15 protein-coding genes and 3 pseudogenes are annotated in these 19,954 nt (G+C 61.0%); 8 read left to right on the forward strand and 10 right to left on the reverse strand.

All coding sequences use genetic code 11. From position 1 onward, the window contains the following. Window positions 1–34: 34 nt before the first annotated feature. Genes AC0V2S_RS04855 through AC0V2S_RS04865 form a run of 3 tightly spaced genes read left to right on the forward strand, consistent with a single transcriptional unit; the run spans window position 35 to window position 2,915 of the window. A complete protein-coding gene (locus tag AC0V2S_RS04855; RefSeq protein WP_475508749.1) occupies window positions 35–562 on the forward strand; it encodes a TRAP transporter small permease in 528 nt (175 codons plus the stop codon). After that, window positions 559–1,839: a TRAP transporter large permease subunit gene (locus AC0V2S_RS04860; RefSeq protein ID WP_475508750.1), complete on the forward strand. Its 1,281-nt coding sequence runs from the start codon at window positions 559–561 to the stop codon at window positions 1,837–1,839. Before AC0V2S_RS04855 ends, AC0V2S_RS04860 begins: the two co-directional genes overlap by 4 nt. A 59-nt stretch (window positions 1,840–1,898) precedes the next feature. Next, on the forward strand, window positions 1,899–2,915 hold the full coding sequence (locus AC0V2S_RS04865; RefSeq protein ID WP_475508751.1) for a TRAP transporter substrate-binding protein: 1,017 nt from the start codon (window positions 1,899–1,901) through the stop codon (window positions 2,913–2,915). Between the two features lie 125 nt (window positions 2,916–3,040). Here the strand turns inward: AC0V2S_RS04865 and AC0V2S_RS04870 are convergent, their stop codons facing one another. Then, entirely contained in the window at window positions 3,041–3,709 is a 669-nt protein-coding gene (locus AC0V2S_RS04870; protein ID WP_475508752.1) for a TetR/AcrR family transcriptional regulator, read from the reverse strand. Window positions 3,710–3,776: 67 nt separating this feature from the next. After that, window positions 3,777–5,702: a 3-dehydroshikimate dehydratase QuiC gene (quiC, locus tag AC0V2S_RS04875; protein ID WP_475508753.1), complete on the reverse strand. Its 1,926-nt coding sequence runs from the start codon at window positions 5,700–5,702 to the stop codon at window positions 3,777–3,779. A gap of 506 nt (window positions 5,703–6,208) precedes the next feature. On the opposite strand from quiC, the gene AC0V2S_RS04880 reads away from it, so the two are divergent. Continuing rightward, complete coding sequence (locus AC0V2S_RS04880) at window positions 6,209–7,549, forward strand: MFS transporter (RefSeq protein WP_475508754.1); 1,341 nt, start codon at window positions 6,209–6,211, stop codon at window positions 7,547–7,549. Between the two features lie 62 nt (window positions 7,550–7,611). On the opposite strand, the gene AC0V2S_RS04885 is transcribed toward AC0V2S_RS04880, so the two are convergent. Then, window positions 7,612–8,493: a DMT family transporter gene (locus AC0V2S_RS04885; RefSeq protein WP_475508755.1), complete on the reverse strand. Its 882-nt coding sequence runs from the start codon at window positions 8,491–8,493 to the stop codon at window positions 7,612–7,614. A 237-nt stretch (window positions 8,494–8,730) separates the two neighbouring features. On the opposite strand from AC0V2S_RS04885, the gene AC0V2S_RS04890 reads away from it, so the two are divergent. Both AC0V2S_RS04890 and AC0V2S_RS04895 read left to right on the forward strand, forming a co-directional pair. Continuing rightward, window positions 8,731–10,002: an OprD family porin gene (locus tag AC0V2S_RS04890; protein ID WP_475508756.1), complete on the forward strand. Its 1,272-nt coding sequence runs from the start codon at window positions 8,731–8,733 to the stop codon at window positions 10,000–10,002. A gap of 241 nt (window positions 10,003–10,243) precedes the next feature. Beyond that, window positions 10,244–11,074, forward strand: a complete 831-nt coding sequence (locus AC0V2S_RS04895; protein ID WP_475508757.1) for an aldo/keto reductase — start codon at window positions 10,244–10,246, stop codon at window positions 11,072–11,074. Window positions 11,075–11,173: 99 nt separating this feature from the next. Here the strand turns inward: AC0V2S_RS04895 and pcaC are convergent, their stop codons facing one another. From pcaC to AC0V2S_RS04930, 7 genes and pseudogenes are all read right to left on the reverse strand, one after another. Then, window positions 11,174–11,566 carry a 4-carboxymuconolactone decarboxylase gene (gene pcaC / locus AC0V2S_RS04900; protein WP_475508758.1) on the reverse strand — a complete coding sequence of 131 codons (393 nt, stop codon included), beginning with the start codon at window positions 11,564–11,566 and terminating at the stop codon, window positions 11,174–11,176. 14 nt (window positions 11,567–11,580) lie between these two features. Then, window positions 11,581–12,369, reverse strand: coding sequence for a 3-oxoadipate enol-lactonase (gene pcaD, locus AC0V2S_RS04905; protein ID WP_475508759.1), 789 nt, complete (start codon window positions 12,367–12,369; stop codon window positions 11,581–11,583). A gap of 9 nt (window positions 12,370–12,378) precedes the next feature. Next, on the reverse strand, window positions 12,379–13,731 hold the full coding sequence (locus AC0V2S_RS04910; protein WP_475508760.1) for a 3-carboxy-cis,cis-muconate cycloisomerase: 1,353 nt from the start codon (window positions 13,729–13,731) through the stop codon (window positions 12,379–12,381). A 45-nt stretch (window positions 13,732–13,776) separates the two neighbouring features. Further along, window positions 13,777–15,066 carry an MFS family transporter gene (locus AC0V2S_RS04915; protein WP_475508761.1) on the reverse strand — a complete coding sequence of 430 codons (1,290 nt, stop codon included), beginning with the start codon at window positions 15,064–15,066 and terminating at the stop codon, window positions 13,777–13,779. 197 nt (window positions 15,067–15,263) lie between these two features. Further along, entirely contained in the window at window positions 15,264–16,469 is a 1,206-nt protein-coding gene (pcaF, locus tag AC0V2S_RS04920) for a 3-oxoadipyl-CoA thiolase (protein WP_475508762.1), read from the reverse strand. After that, the gene (locus AC0V2S_RS04925; protein ID WP_475508763.1) at window positions 16,466–17,248 is read right to left on the reverse strand and encodes a CoA-transferase subunit beta; all 783 of its coding nucleotides are present in this window, start codon (window positions 17,246–17,248) and stop codon (window positions 16,466–16,468) included. The genes pcaF and AC0V2S_RS04925 overlap by 4 nt, the downstream gene beginning before the upstream one ends. After that, a pseudogene (locus tag AC0V2S_RS04930) lies at window positions 17,248–18,110 on the reverse strand (CoA transferase subunit A). Before AC0V2S_RS04930 ends, AC0V2S_RS04925 begins: the two are co-directional and overlap by 1 nt. Before the next feature lie 187 nt (window positions 18,111–18,297). Between AC0V2S_RS04930 and AC0V2S_RS04935 the strand changes: the two are divergent. Continuing rightward, window positions 18,298–18,935, forward strand: a pseudogene (locus tag AC0V2S_RS04935) (TetR/AcrR family transcriptional regulator). Window positions 18,936–19,072: 137 nt separating this feature from the next. Continuing rightward, a pseudogene (gene aguB, locus AC0V2S_RS04940) lies at window positions 19,073–19,950 on the forward strand (N-carbamoylputrescine amidase). Window positions 19,951–19,954: the final 4 nt, after the last annotated feature.

Here is a 19,954-nt window from a genome sequence, read left to right on the forward strand (position 1 = left end):
CTCGGTTGTGGTCAGCCTTGCGAGATCAACAACAATGACAAAAATTATCGATCTGTACTTCCGCTTCCTGAAATTGATAGTCGTGCTGTGCATGCTCGGCATGGTGTTGATGGTGTTTGGCAATGTGGTGATGCGCTACGCATTCAACTCCGGCCTCACCATTTCCGAAGAGCTGTCGCGCTGGTTGTTTGTGCTGATGGTGTTTCTCGGCTCACTGATTGCCATGCGCGAACGCGGTCACCTGGGCCTTGATCTGCTGATCAAGAAGCTACCCGCACGCGGGCGCAACCTGTGCCTGGCCATCGGTCAACTGATGATGCTGTACATCGCCTGGCTGATCTTGAGTGGCAGCTGGCAGCAAGCCGTCATCAACCTTGACGTGGTCGCCCCCGCCTCCGGCCTCTCCATGGCCTGGTTCTATGGCATCGGCGTGGTGTTCGGCGTAACGGCTATTCCCATCATCATTGGCGAGCTGATTCTGGCCCTGCAGGGGCGCTTGCCGTTGGGCAAGGCGGAGATCGAGTCGGTGCACCTGCCCGCCAGCGAAGGGAGCCGCCCATGACCCTTCTACTGTTTCTCGGCTCCCTGCTCGGCACCATGGCCCTGGGTATTCCGATTGCTTTTGCCTTGTTGTTGGTGAGCGTGGTGCTGATGTGGCAACTGGACCTCTTCGACGCCCAGATCATTGCCCAGAACCTGCTCAACGGCGCTGACAGTTTCCCGCTGCTGGCCGTACCTTTCTTTATGCTGGCCGGCGAAATCATGAATGCCGGCGGCCTGTCTCGACGCATCGTGAACATCGCCATGGCGTTGGTCGGCCATAAGCGTGGTGGCCTGGGTTACGTGGCGATCATTGCTTCGTGTCTGCTGGCGTCGCTGTCCGGTTCGGCTGTGGCCGACGCCGCTGCCTTGGCGGCACTCCTGGTGCCGATGATGGTGCAAGCCGGCCACAACAAAGAACGCGCTGCCGGGCTGATCGCCTCGGGTGGCATCCTGGCGCCGATCATTCCGCCGAGCATTGGTTTTATCGTGTTCGGGGTGGCCTCGGGCGTATCGATTTCCAAGCTGTTTCTGGCGGGCATCGTGCCCGGCCTGCTGCTCGGCGTTTCGTTGGCAGTCGCCTGGTGGTTTGTTTCGCGCAGCGAAAATATCGCCACGCCGGCCAAGGCCAGTCGCAGCGAAATCATCAAAACCCTGCTCGATGGCAGCTGGGCCCTGGGCTTGCCCTTGATCATTGTCTTTGGTCTCAAGTTCGGCATTTTCACCCCCACCGAAGCGGCCGTGGTGGCGGCGGTATACGCGCTGTTCGTGTCGCTGTTCATTTACCGCGAGCTCAAGCTCAGCCAGCTTTACGAAGTGGTGTTATCGGCGGCCAAAACCACCTCGGTGGTGATGCTGCTGGTGGCGGCAGCCATGGTGTCGTCCTGGCTGATCACCATCGCCGACCTGCCTGGCCAACTTACCGACGTGTTGGCGCCGTTCCTCGATTCCCCCACCGCGCTGCTGCTGATGATCATGCTGCTGATTGTGCTGGTAGGCACCGTAATGGACATGACGCCTTCTATCCTGATCCTCACGCCCGTGCTGATGCCGGTAGTGATTCAGGCCGGAATCGATCCGGTGTATTTCGGCGTGCTGTTTCTGGTGAACACCTCGATTGGCTTGATCACCCCGCCGGTGGGCACCGTGCTCAACGTGGTGTGTGGCGTTTCCAAGTTGACCCTGGAAGAGATCACCCGCGGCGTCTGGCCGTTCATGCTGGCGCAATTGATAGTGCTGGCCTTGCTGGTGATATTCCCGCAACTGGTGCTGGTGCCGCTGAAGTTTTTCACCGGCTAAGCGCCGGGTCCCAAGGAAAGTCTCGTGCTTCAAAACAACAACAATGGAGAACACCGACAATGAAAAAATGGCTGAAACCCTTACTCACTTCTGCCTGCGCTGCAGGCCTGCTGCTCAACGGTCTGACCGCCCACGCCGAAATCAGTGAGCACACCCTGCGCTTTGCGTTCCAGAACGTGAAGGAACACCCCCAGGGCCAGGGCGCGCAGAAATTCGCCGACCTGGTGAAAGAGAAAAGCGGCGGCAAAATGACCGTGCGCCTGTTCCCCGGCGGCGTGCTGGGCGGCGACCTGCAAACCGTGTCCGCGCTGCAAGGCTCGACCCTGGATCTGACCGTACTCAACTCAGGCATTCTCGCCGCGCAAGTGCCTGAGTTCGCACTGCTCGACTTCCCGTTTCTGTTCAACAACACCAAGGAAGCCCAGGCCGTGATCGACGGCCCGGTCGGCAAAGAACTGGCCAAGCGCCTGGAAAGCAAAGGCCTGTTGAATCTGGGTTACTGGGACCTGGGTTTCCGCAACCTGACCAACAGCAAAACCCCGGTCACCAAGTGGGAAGACATGGCGGGCCTGAAGGTGCGCGTGATTCAGTCCCCTATCTACCTGGAAACCTTCAAGGCCCTCGGCGCCAACCCGGTACCAATGCCGTTCCCTGAGGTGTACACGGGCCTGGAACAGAAGACCGTGGATGGCCAGGAGAACCCCTTCACCGTGATCAAAGGCAGCAAGTTCAACGAAGTGCAGAAATACCTGAGCGTGACCCAGCACATCTATAACCCGCAGTCTTTTGTGATTGGCGCGAAAAGCTGGGGCAAGCTCAACGCAGAGGAGCAGGCTGTGATCACCGAGGCGGCCAAAGAGGCAACCGTGTACCAACGTCAGATCACCGCAGTCGCTCAGGATTCGGCGTATAGCGAGCTGTCGACGGAGATGCAGGCCAACTCCATTTCGCCGGCCGAAATGGAACGCTTCCGCGAAAAAGTAAAACCGGTGATCGAGCAGTTCTCCAAAGATATGGACCCGGCGCTGGTCAAGGCCATGTATGAGTCGGTGGAGGCGGTACGCGCCAGTAACTGAGTGGCGGGAGCTTAGTTGGGCTTCGCTGCGCTCAACCCAACCTACGACATCGGGTAGGTTGGGTTGAGCGCAGCGAAGCCCAACAAGAAGCGCACATAAAAAAACGGCCGTTACAGGCCGTTTTTTTATTTACGCAGATACGCCTGCACCGATTCGCAGATCATCGCCTTATGCCGCTGTTTTACCTGCTCATCCGTCAGGTCGATCTGGAAGATCTCGCTGAACGTATGGCGGTTGGACACCCGGTAAAAACAGAACGAGCTGATCAGCAAATGCATGTCGATGGCTTGCAGCCCCGGGCGGAACAGCCCCGCCGCTTCGCCACGGCGCAGGGTTTCATCCAGCAGATTGAGCACGTTGTGGCTGAGCGAACGGATGGTCGGCGACTGTTTGACGTTGGCGCCGTTGTGGATGTTTTCGATGCAGACAATGCGCACGAAATCCACGTTGCGGTCGTGGTGATCGAAGGTGAATTCCACCAGTCGGCGGATGGCTTCGAACGGCTCCAACTCAGCCAGGTGCAACTGAGCCTCGGTGCGCCGGATGTCGCCGTAGAGTTTCTCCAGCACTTCAACGTAGAGCTCTTCTTTGCTGTTGAAGTAGTAGTAGATCATCCGCTTGGACGTGTGGGTGCGCTCGGCGATGGCGTCCACGCGGGCGCCGGACAGGCCCTGCTGAACGAACTCGACGATGGCCGCCTGCAAGATATTCTCGCGGGTCTTTTCCGGGTTGTTCTTGCGACTTTTGCGAGGGGCCTCCGGAAGCTCCTCGGGAAGTTCTTGGATAAGGGTCATACAAGGCTCACGGCCGGTTGGGCAAGGTAGCGGCGATTATGGTCCTGGCCGTGATCCGATGAAAGCACTACAAGCGGGTTTGGCGACCGGAGCCGCTGCGCACTTTAGCCATGGCTGCCAACCGCACCGCCACGTTCGCCGCGCCATACCCCACATAGCCATTCTTGCGCTGCAACAGCTCGAAGAAGAACCGCCCTTCGAACGGCTCGGTGTACACGTGGAATAGCTCGCCGCCCTGGGCATCACGGTCGTAAAGCACGTTGTAATAGGCCAGCTCGCTCAGAAACTCATCGTCGAAATCAAAGCGCGCGGCCAGGTCGTCGTAGTAGTTCAGCGGGATATCCAGCAGCGGCACGCCGGCGTCTTTGGCGCGGTTGATTTCGGCAAAAAGGTCGTCGCAGGCAAACGCAATGTGGTGCACGCCGGAACCCCGGTAGCTGGACAGCGCATGGGAGATGGCGGTGTTGCGGTTTTCCGAGATATTCAGCGCCAGACGCACCGAGCTGCAGCTGCTGCGTAGGGCGCGGCTTTTTACCAGGCCGTAGGGGTCTGGCAGCACCACTTCGTCGTCGGCGGCAAAGTCGAACAATGCTTTGTAGAACAGCACCCAACTGTCGAGGCTGTCGGCCGGCAGGGCCATGGCCATATGGTCAATGCGCTGCAGATTGCCGCTGGGCACAACGCTGTCATTAAGGATGAAGTCGCTGTCATACAGACCGTTCTCGGCCTGACCCACCAGATAAATCAGGCTGCCATCCGGCGCGCGCAGCGACGGAATCTCCCGCTCGTTCGGCCCGACCAGGCCACGGTACGGCTGGCCCTTGAATTCACGGGCGCGCTCGAAGGCGCTGTGGCTGTCTTTTACCCGCAGGGCGGTGGCGCACAGCGACGGGCCGTGGGCTTCGAAAAAGCTGTGGGCAAACGAATAGGGCTCGGCGTTGAGCACGATATTGATATCGCCCTGGCGCAGCAGGCTCACGTCTTTGGAACGGTGCTGACCGGCGCGGGCAAAGCCCAGACGCTCTAACCAACCGGCGAGCTTGGTGCCCTGCTCGCCATCCACGGCGAATTCCAGAAACTCCACACCGTCGTACCGGCTGGCAGCGGGCGGGTTGACCAGCATGTCCAGGCTGCCGGCCGGCACAGGTGTAATCGTGCCCTCGCTGGCCTGGCGCTCCAGCAGGTTGCGGGTTTTCTCTTCGAGATAAAGCAGCGAACGCAGGCCATCGGCCGCGTTGGCGCGCGGCGGCGCGGCGCGAAAGCCATCGTTGAAGATTTCCAGCGACAGCGGGCCGGTGTAGCCGCTGCGAATGATCGGCGCGAGAAAGCCCGCCAAGTCGAATTCGCCCTGGCCGGGGAAGCAACGAAAATGCCGGCTCCACTCCAGCACGTCCATCGCCAGAATCGGCGCATCGGCCATCTGCACGAAGAAGATCTTGTCGCCGGGGATATCGGCGATAGCAGCCGGGTCGCCCTTGAGCGACAGGGTGTGGAAGCTGTCGAGCAGCACGCCGACGGCGCTGTGGTCGGCCTGGCGAACGATCTCCCAGACCTGCTGGTAGGTATTTACATGCCGGCCCCAGGCCAGGGCTTCGTAACCAATCCGCAAGCCGCGTGCACCGGCGCGCTCGCCAAGCAGGCGCAGGTCGTCGACCAGAATTTGCGTGTCGCCCAGCGAATCAGCAGCCACGTTGCTGCACACCAGCACCAGGTCCGTGCCCAACTCCTGCATCAGGTCGAACTTGCGTTCGGCGCGGTCAAGGTTGCGCGCCAGGCGGTCGCGGCGACAGCCTTCAAAATCACGGAAGGGCTGAAACAGGGTGATGGCGATGCCCAGATCCGCGCACATCTGGCGGATCTCGCGCGGACTGCCGGCGTAGTAGAGCAAGTCGTTTTCGAAGATTTCTACCCCGTCGAAACCGGCGGCAGCAATGGCTTCAAGCTTTTCCGGCAGGGTGCCGCTCAAGGAAACGGTGGCAATCGAACGTTGCATGCTTCAACTCCTGTTTTTGTTGGCGCGCACCGTTTGACGATGCGAATCAGGGTGCATGGAGTATTCGCCATCAGCTTTAATGCGAAAAGAATTTTGTACTGACTGGTTACTTTTGTGTTCGATTATCGACCAAATGGCCGTTTATCGAATTGACGATTTTTTCGCCAGTGACCAACATCGGTTCCACATTGCAGTCGCTCTTCGGTCCCCTTGCCGTGCATGCAGTCGTTAAAGGGCCGAAATCAGGCGATCGCGGTACATAACCAGACCATAACAATTTCAAAAACAGGTACACCCTCATGCTCATCATCACGCCTCTCGCCATCCAGACCGCACTCAGACGGGCCTTGCGCCCCTGACACGCCCTTAGCCGCAGACACCGTCTTGCCCTAGCCTGCCGCGCCGCACTCCGGCGAACGGTCCGCACGCAAGTCGTCTGCCTTGAGACGCCTGCTTTACTCAAAAGCAGGAATGCTCGCGCAGTCTTAGAACGGATGGTCACCCCCATGATTCAGTCCCAAAGCACTCCCGTAGCGGCGCAGGCCGTTTCGCCCCACGCCGGCATCGGCGACAAAATCCGCGGCGCCATGGCAGTGGGCAAAACCCGCTGGGCCATGCTCGCCCTGGTGTTTTTCGCCACCACCCTGAACTACATCGACCGCGCCGCACTGGGCGTGATGCAACCGGTGCTCGCCGAGAAGATGAGCTGGACGGCGATGGACTACGCCAACATCAACTTCTGGTTCCAGGTCGGCTACGCCATCGGCTTTCTGCTGCAAGGGCGGTTTATCGACAGGGTCGGCGTCAAACGCGCCTTCTTCTTCGCCGTACTGCTCTGGAGCATCGCCACTGGCGCCCATGGCCTGGCCACCTCGGCGGTCGGCTTTATGGTTTGCCGCTTTGTGCTCGGCCTCACCGAAGCGGCCAACTACCCGGCCTGCGTGAAGACCGCCCGCATCTGGTTCCCGGCCGGCGAACGGGCCGTGGCCACCGGCATCTTCAACGCCGGCACCAACGTCGGCGCCATGCTCACCCCCGCCTTGCTGCCGCTGATTCTAGTGGCCTGGGGCTGGCAGGCGGTGTTCCTCTGCATGTCGGCACTGGGCGCGATCTGGCTGGTGTTCTGGGGCCTGAAATACTTCAACCCCGAAGACCACCCACGCGTTAAACAGAGCGAACTCGACTACATCCAGCACAACGAAGAACCGGCCCAGGCCCGCGTACCGCTGCGCGAAATTCTGCGCATGCGTGGCACCTGGGCATTTGCCATCGCGTTCTCGATGACCGCGCCGGTGTTCTGGTTTTACCTGTACTGGCTGCCGCCGTTTCTGAACCAGCAATACAACCTGGGCATCAGCGTGTCGCAGATGGGCATTCCGCTGATTCTGATCTGGCTCACCGCCGATTTCGGCAGCATCGGCGGCGGCGTGTTGTCGTCGTGGCTGATCGGCCGCGGTATGAACGCAATTAAGGCACGGCTGCTGTCGATGCTGCTCTGTGCCTGCGCCATCATCGGCGTGATCTTCGCGGCGCATGCAAGCGGGCTGTGGATCGCCGTGCTGGCCATCGCCCTGGGCGTGGGCGCGCACCAGGCGTGGACCGCCAATATCTGGAGCCTGGTAATGGACTTCACGCCCAAGCACATGATGAGCACCGTGTTTGGTTTTGGCGGGATGTGTGCGGCGATTGGCGGGATGTTTATGACGCAGTTGGTGGGGTATGTACTGACCGTCACCAACAACAATTACGCCGTGTTGTTTACGTTGATTCCGACCATGTACTTCCTGGCGCTGACCTGGCTCTACTTTATGGCGCCGCGCAAGGTGCCTGAGGTGAAACAGGCTTAACGACCGCGCACTAAAAAAGGCCCTTCGGGGCCTTTTTTAGTGTTAGCAGCGATGCTTTTGAATTATTGGCGCTTCTGCAACCACGCCGCCGCCAACCCGCTCAGGCAAATAATGGCAATGCCCAGCATGGCGCTCATCGACGGCGTATGGGCAAACACCACAAACCCGAGCAGCCCGGCAAACACGATCTGGCAGTAGCCAAACGGCGCCAGCAATGCCGGTGCCGCGTAGCGGAACGCCTGAGTCAGCATCAGGTGCGCCGTCATACCGCAGGTGCCCAGCGCAATCATCAACACTGCATGCCCCCAGGTCGGCACTTGCCAGAAGAACGGCACCAGCAGACTGACCAGCAAGGTATTGCACAGGCCGGCGAAAAAGTTGCTGGTGGTGGGTGTATCGACTGTGGCGAGGATGCGCGTAAGGATCTGGTACACGCCAAAACACAGCGCCGAACCGAACGGCAGCAGCACCGCCGGGGTAAACAGTTCGCCGCCCGGATGCACAATCACCAGCACCCCGGAAAACCCCACCAGCACCGCCGCCCATTGGCCCTTGGTCACGCGCTCGCCGAGCAGCGGTACCGACAGCGCAGTTACCAGCAACGGCGCGAGAAAGTTGACCGCCGTGGCTTCGGCCAACGGGATATAGCGAATACCGGTGGTGAACAACAGGCTGGTGCCCAGCAGACACACCGCCCGCAACACCTGCAAAGCCGGCCGTTTGCTGCGCAGCACACGCAAGCCCGATTGCGGCAGAAAGATGCCTGCCATCAGCAAGGTGTGCACCACATAACGCGCCCACACCACCATCACCACCGGGTAAAAACCCGACAGGTATTTCGACAAAGCGTCGTGGCTGGAAAACAGAAAGGTGGCCAGCAGAATCAGCAAAATGCCGCGAAACGGCTGCTGGGCGGTGGACAGTGGGGAGCTTGGCAAACTCATACGGCTCTCAAAAAAACGTGCGCTGACATTTAAAAAACAGCTTACAGGCCGCTGAACTATAGCGGCCCCCTGGCGCCTCGGACGAATGTACTACCCGGTTAATTAGCGTTCGATAACCGAACAAAACGACGATTATCGAATTGAACCGTTTAGTTACTACTTCCACTATGCCTCTCACATTGAACGCCGCCCTGCGGCGCTTGCGATGACCAACAACTACAAAAAAGGTCTACTCCGATGCTGCATGTCTCTTTCAAAAAGGGCGCATTGCGTCCTGCTCGCGCCCCAGCTCTGATCGCCTTCGCCGTCGCAGGGTTCACCCCGTTGACCCAAGCTGAAGGTTTTCTGGATGACACCAAGGCCACGCTGAACTTGCGCAACGCCTACTTCAACCGCAACTTCACCAACCCCGACAATGCGCAGGGCAAGGCTGAAGAGTGGACGCAAAACTTTATCCTCGACGTGAAATCCGGCTACACCCCTGGCCTGGTCGGTTTTGGTGTGGATGTACTGGGTACGTACTCGCAGAAACTGGACGGCGGCAAAGGCACTGCCGGCACACAACTGCTGCCAGTGCACGACGATGGCCGCCCAGCCGATAACTTTGGGCGCCTGGGTGTGGCCGCCAAAGCGAAGATTTCCAAGACCGAATTGAAGGTCGGCGAATGGATGCCGGTGCTGCCGATTCTGCGTTCCGATGACGGTCGCTCGCTGCCGCAAACCTTCCGTGGCGGCCAGGTAACCTCGCAGGAAATCGACGGCCTCACCTTGTACGGCGGCCAGTTCCGCCAGAACAGCCCGCGTAACGATGCGAGCATGGAAGATATGTCCATGAACGGTCGCGCGGCGGTGCTTTCCGACCGTTTCAACTTCGGCGGCGGCGAGTACACCTTCAACGAAAAGCGCACCACCATTGGCGTGTGGTATTCCGAGCTGGAAGATATCTACCAGCAGCAATACTTCAACGTGCTGCATAGCCAACCAGTGGGCGACGTGACTCTGGGCGCCAACCTGGGCTACTTCATCGGCAAAGAAGACGGCAGCCAACTGGCCGGCGACCTGGACAACAAAACCGCGTTCGCCATGCTCTCGGCCAAATACGGCGGCAGCGTGTTTTATGTCGGCCTGCAAAAGCTGACCGGCGACACCCTGTGGATGCGCGTCAACGGCACCAGCGGTGGCACCCTGGCGAACGACAGCTACAACTCCAGCTACGACAACGCCAAGGAGAAATCCTGGCAGGTGCGTCACGACTACAACTTCGCCGCCGTGGGCGTGCCGGGGCTGACCCTGATGAACCGCTATATCAGCGGCGATAACGTGCACACCGGCACCATCACTGACGGCAAGGAATGGGGGCGTGAATCCGAGCTCGCCTACACCGTGCAGAGCGGTACGTTTAAGAACCTCAACTTCAAATGGCGCAACTCGACCATGCGCCGTGACTACAGCACCAACGAGTTTGATGAGAACCGGATTTTCGTCAGCTACCCGATTTCGTTGCTGTAAACAGGCACAATTTCTTGGCTGAATTTGGCCTCCAAGCCCATCTCTTTGATGGGCTTTTTTATGGCCGCCCTCTCCCCCAACCCCTCTCCCGCAAGCGGGCGAGGGGAGCTAATCTGCGCGTGACCGGCCCCCTCTGCCCGCTTGCGGGAGAGGGCTGGGGAGAGGGTTTTCCCAGCGGTACCGAACACTCGAAAGACTGTAGAGTCCAACCCCCACACCCACCCCACAGGGAGCCGCTTTTATGGAATCCATCACCACCCGCACCGGCCTGCACATTCCCAAGGTCGGCCTGGGCACCTGGCGGATGCTCGGCGATGACTGTACGCGCCTCGTCGAACAGGCCCTGGACCTGGGCTACCGCCACCTCGACACGGCCACGGCATACGACAACGAAGCCGCCGTCGGCAAAGCCCTGGCGCAGACGTCCCTGCCCCGTGAAAAGATCCATGTCACCACCAAGGTCTGGCACAACCAGCTCGCCCCGCAAGCCATGCGCGATTCGCTGGATGCCAGCCGCAAAGCGCTGGGCGACGATTGCCTCGACCTGTTCCTCATCCACTGGCCGGGCCAGGAAAGCGAAGGCTGGAACCTGGAACGCAGCATCGAAACCCTGGTGAAGCTGCGTGAAGAAGGCAAGGCGCGGCAGATCGGCGTGGCCAACTTCAACGTCGCGCAACTCACCCGCGCGGTGGTGGAACTGGGCGCGCCGTTGGCCGTGGTGCAGGTGGAATACCACGTGCTGTTGAACCAGCAACCGGTGCTCGATTTTGCCCGTCAGCACGGCATGGCGCTGACCGCCTATACCCCGCTGGCGCGTGGCCAGGGCGCGGAGACGGAAACGGTGCAACGCATCGCCAAGAAGCATGGCGTGCTGCCGAGTCAGATTGCGTTGGGGTGGTTGTTGGAGCAGGACGGTGTGGCGGCGATTCCCAAGTCCAATAGCGTGGTGAATCAGCGGGCCAACCTGGAGGCAGTAAAGGTGAAGCTGGACGACGAAGACCGCGCGGCGATTGCGGCGTTGCCCAAGGATGTGCGGATTGTGAACCCGGCGTTTGCGCCGAAGTGGGATTGATCAGCACGGCGCGGCTTTTCTGTAGGAGCTAGCTTGCTAGCGAAGCGTTTGATCTAAAGAGCTTCGCGAGCAAGCTCGCTCCTACGCAACGAACTTCGCCTACTCCAGGGATTCCACGCCCATCTCATCCCACACTTCTTCTGCCAGATGAAACGTGGCATTCGCTGCCGGAATCCCGCAATAAATCGCGCTCTGCATCAGCACCTCTTTAATCTCCTCGCGCGTCACGCCGTTGTTCTTCGCGGCCTTGAGGTGCAGCTTCAATTCGCCCTCGCGGTTCATGCCGATCAGCATGGCGATGGTGATCAAACTGCGGGTATGGCGTGGCAAGCCCGGGCGCGTCCAGATATCACCCCAGGCGTGGCGGGTGATCATTTCCTGGAACTCTTCGTTGAACGGCGTGAGGTTCTTCAGGCTGCGGTCGACGTGGGCGTCGCCGAGTACCGCGCGGCGTACTTCCATGCCGGCGTCATAACGTTGTTTTTCGTCCATCGGGCGTCCGCCAATCAGTGGGTAAGAAAGTCGAGAACAGCCTGGCTGAAGGCATCGCCAGCCTCGACGTTGGAGAGGTGCGCGGCGTGGAATTCCACCAGTTGGGCACCCGCTACGCGCTCGACAATAAAGCGCCCATCCGCTGGCGTGGTCACCGCATCTTCGGTGCCGCACACCATCAACAGCGGCAAGGTCACGGCGCCAATCTGCTCACGGAAATCGGCATCGCGCACGGCGGCGCAGTTGGCGGCGTAGCCTTGCGGCGAGGTGGCGGCGAGCATGCCGACCACGGCCTCGACCTTAGCGGTTTCAGCTTCTGCAAATGCCGGAGTAAACCAGCGGGCGATGGAGCCGTTGCGCAGTGCAACCATGGCCGCCGCGCCGTCACGCAGCACCATCTCGATACGCGGGTTCCATACATCGTCATTGCCGATCTTGGCGGCGGTGTTGCACAGCACCACGCGCTTGAGACGCTCTGGCGCATTGATCGCCAGCCACTGACCAATCAGCCCGCCCATCGACAACCCGCAGAAATACACCTGCTCGATCGCCAGCGCATCAAGCAGCGCCAGCACGTCGCGGCCGTTCTGTTCGATGCTGTAGGTGCCCTCGGTGACCAAGGATTTGCCATGGCCACGGGTGTCGTAACGCAGCACCTGGAAGTGCTGGGTGAACGCTTCGATCTGCGCGTCCCACATATGCAGGTCGGTACCCAACGAGTTGGACAGCACCAGCACCGGCAGGTGTTTATCGCCTTCGAGTAGGTAGTTCAGGTCGCCATCGGCGAGGTGTACGGCAGGCATGAAACGCTCCTAAGCACTCAGTAACTGATGGTCGGCAATCGCGCGCTGCACCCACAGACGCGCCTGGCCGAGGTAATGGGCGGGGTCGAGCAGATGGTCCAATTCTTCGTCGCTGAGCTGGGCGGTGACCTCGGCGTTTTCGCCGAGCACCTGGCGCAGGTGCACGCCCTGCTCCACCGCCAGGCGGCAGCACTGTTCCAGCAGATGGTGCGCGGCGTCGCGGCCGATGCGCTGGGCCAGGGTGATGCTCACCGCTTCGGCCAGCACCAGGCCTTGGGTCAGGTCGAGGTTGCGGCGCATGCGCTCGGCATTTACTTCCAGCCCCGGCACCACCACTAACGCTTGTTGCAGCGCACCCGACAGCAGGCAGCACAGCTCCGGCAAGGTTTCCCATTCGGCGTGCCACAGGCCCAGGCTGCGTTCGTGTTCTTGCGGCATCGCCGAAAACATCGTCGCGACCAAACCGGGCGCGCGGGTAGCCGCGCCGATCAACACGGCGCAGCTCACCGGGTTACGTTTGTGCGGCATGGTGGACGAACCACCTTTGCCCGGCGCCGACGGCTCGAACACTTCGCCGGCTTCGGTTTGCATCAGCAGACTCAGGTCGCGACCGAGTTTGCCCAGCGTGCCAGCGACCAGGCCGAGCCAACTGGCAAACTCCACGAGGCGATCACGCTGAGTGTGCCAAGGCTGCTCCGGCAAGCGCAGATTCAATTCAGCGGCCAACGATTCGGCCACCGGCATAGCGTTGTCGCCCAAAGCCGCGAGGCTGCCGGACGCACCGCCAAATTGCAGCACCAGCAGGCGCGGCTTGAGTTCGGCCAAGCGCTGACGGTGACGGGTAATGGCGCCCAGGGTACTGGCGATTTTCATCCCCAGCGTCACCGGCGTGGCGTGCTGCAACCAGGTGCGACCGGCCATCGGCGTGGCGCAGTGCAGGCTGGCCTGACTGGCCAGGGCATTGGCCAGGGTGGCCAAGTCTTTCTCGAACAGGTCGATGGCGCTGCGCAGTTGCAGCACCAGGCCGCTGTCCATCACATCCTGGCTGGTGGCGCCCAAGTGCACATAGCGCTCGGCTTGCGCGCTTACGGCGGAAATCTGTTTGCCCAGCGCCTTGACCAATGGAATAGCCGAGTTGCCGGCGGTGGCGATGGCCACGGCGAGGTTATCCACATCGAACAAGTCGGCCTGGCAGGCGCCTTGAATCGGCGGCACAACCTCGGCGGGAATCAGCCCGGTGGCCGCTTGGGCACGGGCCAACGCGGCTTCGAAATCGAGCATGCCCTGCAGACGACCGTGATCGGAAAAGATCGCGCGCATGGCCGGCTGGGTGAAGTAGGTGTCGAACAACTTGTTGCTCATACATCGTCCTTAATGGCGCGCGCCAAACAGGCGCGCGCACCGATCTTAGTGATCGTGATGCAGATACGCAGCCTGTTTCGGCAAGCGCAGGCTGAACAGGAACGCTATCGCCATCATCGCCGTCACGTACCAGTAGAAGGTGTTTTCCATGCCGATGCTTTTCAGCCCCAGCGCCACGTATTCCGCCGAGCCGCCGAATATCGCGTTGGCCACCGCATACGCCAGGCCCACGCCCAATGCACGCACTTGTGGCGGGAACATTTCCGCTTTCACCAGGCCGCTGATGGAGGTGTAGAAACTGACGATGGCCAGCGCCAGGGTAATCAGCACAAACGCCAGAAACGGGCTGCTGATGGTTTTCAGGCTAAGCAGAATCGGCACGGTGCACAGGGTGCCGAGGCCGCCGAACCAGAGCATGGAAGTACGGCGGCCGATGCGGTCGGAGAGCATGCCGAACACCGGCTGCATGCACATGTACAGGAACAGCGCGCCGGTCATGATGTAGCTCGCCGTCTTGGCGTGCATGCCGGCGGTGTTCACCAGGTACTTCTGCATATAGGTGGTGAACGTATAGAAAATCAGCGAACCACCGGCGGTGTAACCGAGCACGGTGATAAACGCTGCCTTGTGGTGTTTGAACAGCGCGGCAATGCTGCCGGCGTCCTTGTCGGCACGTTGCTCGGCAGTCGTGGTTTCTTCCAGGCTGCGACGCAGCAACAAGGAAATCACCGCCGCACAGGCGCCGACTACGAACGGAATGCGCCAGCCCCAGTCACGCAGTTCTTCTTCGGTCAGGAACTGCTGCAGGATCACCACCAGCAACACCGCCAGCAGTTGCCCGCCGATCAGGGTCACGTACTGGAACGAAGCGAAGAAACCCCGTTGGCCACGCAGCGCCACCTCACTCATATAGGTCGCCGTGGCGCCGTATTCGCCGCCCACTGACAAGCCCTGGAACATCCGCGCCATCAGCAGAATGGCCGGCGCCCAGGCGCCGATGGTGGCGTAGGTCGGCATAAAGGCGATGACCAGGGAGCCGGCGCACATCATCAGCACCGAAATCATCATCGAGTGCTTGCGACCGCGCTTGTCGGCGAGTCGACCGAACAGCCAGCCGCCGATGGGGCGCATCAGAAACCCGGCGGCGAATACGCCTGCGGTGTTGAGCAACTGCACCGTGGGGTCGTCAGACGGGAAGAAGGCCGGGGCGAAATAGATGGCGCAGAAGGCATAGACATAGAAGTCGAACCATTCAACCAAGTTGCCCGAAGAGGCACCTACGATCGCAAAGATGCGCTTGCTGCGCTCTTCGCCGGTGTAATGCGGGGTGGTCATAATTTGTTACTCATCAGAGGGTTTGCCTGAGTCTAGACCCAGCAACTGCAACCCCGTTCAAACCAAAGCACCTTCCTTTGCTTTGATCGGTGTACCTGGATCCCAGCCTGCGCTGGGATGACGGTGGTGGGTGAGAGTCCACCGTCGTCCCAGCGAAGGCTGGGACCCAGAATTCAAGACAGGCTCGGGATAGCGGCCTACACAGCTTCGATGGCAATCGCCAAACCCTGCCCCACGCCGACACACATCGTCGCCAACGCCAGCTTGCCGCCGGTCTTCTGCAATTGATGCACCGCAGTCAGCACCAGGCGATTACCACTCATGCCCAGCGGATGGCCGAGGGCGATAGCACCGCCATTGGGGTTCACCTTGGCGCTGTCGTCGGCTAGACCGAGGTCACGCATCACCGCCAACCCTTGCGCAGCAAAGGCTTCGTTCAGCTCGACCACATCGAACGCGTCGATGGCCAGGTTCAAACGCTCCAGCAACTTGCGCACCGCAGGAATCGGGCCGATGCCCATTACGCGTGGCGCCACGCCGCCGCTGGCCATGCCGAGCACTTTGGCACGCGGGGTGAGGCCGAATTTCTTCACCGCCTCGGCCGATGCCAGGATGATCGCCGAGGCGCCATCGTTAAGGCCCGAGGCATTGCCGGCGGTGACGGTTTTATCCGCACCGTTTACCGGTTTCAGCTTGGCCAGGCCTTCGGCGTTGGTATCGGCACGCGGGTGTTCGTCGACGCTAAATACGGTGTCGCCCTTCTTGCCTTTAATCACCACCGGCACGATTTCTTCGGCGAAGAAACCAGCCTCTTGGGCGGCCGCTGCACGTTGCTGGCTGCGCAGGGCGAAGGCGTCCTGGTCGGCGCGGCTGATGCTGTAATCCTCGGCCACGTTGTCGCCGGTGACCGGCATCGGGTCGACGCCGTACTGCTCTTTCATCGCCGGGTTTACGAAGCGCCAGCCGAGCGTGGTGTCTTCCAGTTTCTGCCCACGGCCAAAGGCGCTGTCGGCTTTGCCCATTACGTATGGCGCACGGGTCATCGACTCGACGCCGGCGGCGATGGCCAATTCCATCTCGCCGCTGGCGATGGCGCGGAAGGCGGCGCCGACCGCTTCCATACCCGAGGCACACAGGCGGTTAAGGGTAACGCCCGGCACGCTCTCCGGCAGACCGGCGAGCAGCACGGCCATGCGCGCGACGTTGCGGTTGTCCTCGCCGGACTGGTTAGCGCAGCCCATAAAGACTTCGTCCAGCGCGGTCCAATCCACCTGCGGATTGCGCTCCATCAGCGCCTTGAGCGGCACCGCGGCCAGGTCATCGGCACGCACCGGCGCCAGGCCGCCGTTCAGGCGACCAATCGGCGTGCGCACGGCATCGCAGATAAAAACGTCGCGGGTCATTCCTCACCCCCGGCCTGGCCGTGGGCTGCGGCGGTACGCGCTTCGAGGGCACGCAGCGCTTCCAGTTCGTGGGCTTGCGGCGCTTCGTTGACGGTGACGTTCTCGGCAAACCGAATCTGCCAGCCAGTGGCTTCCACCACTTGCTCGCGGGTTACGCCCGGATGCAGCGAGGTGACGATAAATTCGTTGGTGCCGGCTTCCGGCTCCATGATGCACAGGTCGGTAATGATGCCGACCGGCCCTTTGCCCGGCAGGCCCAAACGCTGACGGTGGTCGCCGCCCTCGCCAAAACCAACGGAGGTAATAAAGGCCAACTTATCCACAAAGGTGCGGTGCGATTGCTTGAGGATGATCAGCACCGACTTGGCCGACCCGGCGATTTCCGGCGCGCCACCGGCACCGGGCAGGCGCACTTTGGGCTTGTGGTAATCACCGATCACGGTGGTGTTGATATTGCCGAACTTGTCCACCTGGGCGGCGCCGAGAAAGCCGACGTCGATACGCCCGCCTTGCAGCCAGTAACGGAAAATCTCGCCGGTCGGCACCACGGTGTCGGCGGTTTCAGCCAGCTCGCCGTCACCAATCGACAGCGGCAACACGGTGGGCTTGGCGCCAATCGGGCCGGACTCGTAGATCAGAACCACGTCGGGCGACGAGGTCAGCCGCGCGAGGTTGGCGGCCTTGGAAGGCAGGCCGATACCGACGAAGCACACCGAGCCATTTTTCAGGCGGCGGGCGGCGGCGACGGTCATCATTTCATTGGTGCTGTAGTCGCTCATTACTTGGCCTCCGCTTGTTGCTTGCTGGCGATCTTCTGCTGGAAAGCGGCGAAGTCTTCGGTGCCACGAATGTATTCATCGATCCACGCGGTGAAGGTTGCACGGTCGCGGGCAATCGGGTCCCAGGCTTGGTAGAAGCGGTTGTCGCGCTCGTAGTAGCCATGGGCGTATGAAGGGTGCGCGCCACCTGGCACCAGGCACACGGCGGTCAGCGCCCAAGGGGCAATACGCAGGCGTTCATCGGCGCATTAAGGTCGTCGACGATTTCTTCCACGGTAACGATGCAGCGCTTGGCCGCCAGGGCCGCTTCTTTCTGCACGCCGAGAATGCCCCAGAGCAATACGTTGCCCTTGCGGTCGGCTTTCTGCGCGTGGATGACGGTGACGTCCGGGCGCACCGACGGCACGGCCGCAAGCACTTCACCGGTGAACGGGCAGGTGACGGTCTTGATCAGCGGGTTGACCTTGGGCAGGTCGGAACCGGCGTAGGCACGCAGCACCGCGAACGGCAGGCCCGAGGCGCCGGCGACGTAGGAGTTGGCAAGATCCGCATGGCTGTGCTCTTCGATTTCCAACGCATGGGGCCAGTCTTTTTCGACGGCATCACGCAGGCGATGGAGCGAACCGACACCGGGGTTGCCGCCCCAGGAAAACACCAGGCGCTTGGCGCAACCGGCACCGATCAGCAGGTCGTAGACCAGGTCCGGGGTCATGCGCACCAGGGTCAGGTCTTTTTTACCCTGACGAATCAATTCGTGGGACGCGGCAGTCGGAATCAGGTGGGTAAAGCCTTCGAGGGCAACGGTGTCGCCATCGTGGACAAAGCGCTCGACCGCTTCGCGCAGAGACAGGAGTTCAGCCATGTTCGATCTCGTCTTGTTATCCGAGGCGTGCCAAAAGGGTAGACGCCGGGTGGGAAAACAGTACGCCGCGCACGGGAGGGGAACAATCCGATAATCGACTATCCGTTCGATTATCGAACAGTGAAGTAAGTGGCTTGCGCGCTTATGCCGGCTGTCATCCAATAGCGCCTCGTTCAAGGAGAGCCATATGCAGCGTCCCGCCACCGCCCGCAAACCCCGCGCCAGCAGCCAGGCCCGTATCGCCGCCATTGTGGATGCCGCCCGGACACTGCTGGCCGAAGAGGGCGTGACCGGCCTGTCCATCTACAGCGTGGCCGAACGCGCGCAAATGCCGCCCTCCTCCGTGTATCACTTCTTCGCCAGCGTGCCGGCGATTCTCGAAGCGCTGACCGCCGATGTGCATGCCGCCTTTCGCGCCGCGCTGGCGTTGCCCATCGACCATGCCAGCCTCAAGCACTGGCGCGACCTGTCGGCCTGGTGGAGCAACGGATGCTCGACATTTACACGAGCGATGCGGCGGCCCGGCAACTGATCCTCGCCCAGCACGGCCTGAGCGAGGTCACCCAGGCCGACCGCCAGCACGATATCGAACTGGGCCGTCTGCTCCACGAACTGTTCGACCGCCACTTCCCCCTGCCCACCCTGCCCGCCGAGCTCGACGTGTTTGCCCTGGCCCTGGAGCTGAGCGACCGGGTGTACGCCCGCTCGGTGCAGCAGCACGGCGCTATCACCCCGCGCCTGGCCGAAGAAGGCATGCGAGTATTCGATGTTTATCTGGGTCTGTACCTGCCGGCTTTCCTGCCCAAGCGTGAACCTCCGCTTTAATAGCCGATATTTATCTGTATTTTTATCGATAAAAGGCAAGCAATAGAAATAATCACCTTCTAAGTCGGATTTTATCGACTATAAAGTCGCACCTGCTCATTGGGCGTTTAGCCTGCCAACAATAAAAGAGGTGCTTTATGGCTCGTTCCGTCACTGTCGCCGCCACGCAGATGGCTTGTTCCTGGGACCGCGCGGCGAATATCGCCACGGCCGAAAACTGGTCCGTGAGGCTGCCGCTAAAGGCGCGCAGATCATCCTGATTCAGGAACTGTTCGAGACCCCGTACTTCTGCCAGAAGCCCAACCCTGAGTATTTGCAGCTGGCCACGCCCACCGAGACCAACGCTGCCATCGCCCACTTTCAGAAGCTGGCCAAAGAGCTGCAGGTGGTGTTGCCGATCAGCTATTTCGAACTGGCCGGCCGCGCGCGCTTTAACAGCATTGCCATCATCGATGCCGACGGCAGCAACCTGGGCGTGTACCGCAAAAGCCATATCCCCGACGGCCCGGGCTACCACGAGAAGTACTACTTCAACCCCGGCGACACCGGCTTCAAGGTGTGGAACACCCGCTACGCGAAGATTGGCGTGGGCATCTGCTGGGACCAGTGGTTCCCCGAGTGCGCGCGCAGCATGGCGCTGCAAGGGGCGGAAATTCTGTTCTACCCCACCGCCATCGGCAGCGAGCCCCATGACCAATCCATCAGCTCGCGCGACCACTGGCAGCGCGTGCAACAAGGCCATGCCGGCGCCAACCTGATGCCGCTGATTGCCTCCAACCGCATCGGCAACGAGGCGCAGGACGGCTACGACATCACCTTTTACGGCTCGTCCTTTATCGCCAACCAGTTCGGCGAAAAAGTGCAGGAGCTGAACGAAACCGCAGAAGGCATCCTGGTGCATACTTTCGACCTGGATCAGCTGGAACACATCCGCAGCGCCTGGGGCAGCTTCCGTGATCGTCGGCCGAATCTGTACGGCGCGATCAAGACCCTCGACGGTGCCCTCGAATCCTGACCCC

This window comes from Pseudomonas sp. CC11G (assembly GCF_056174845.1).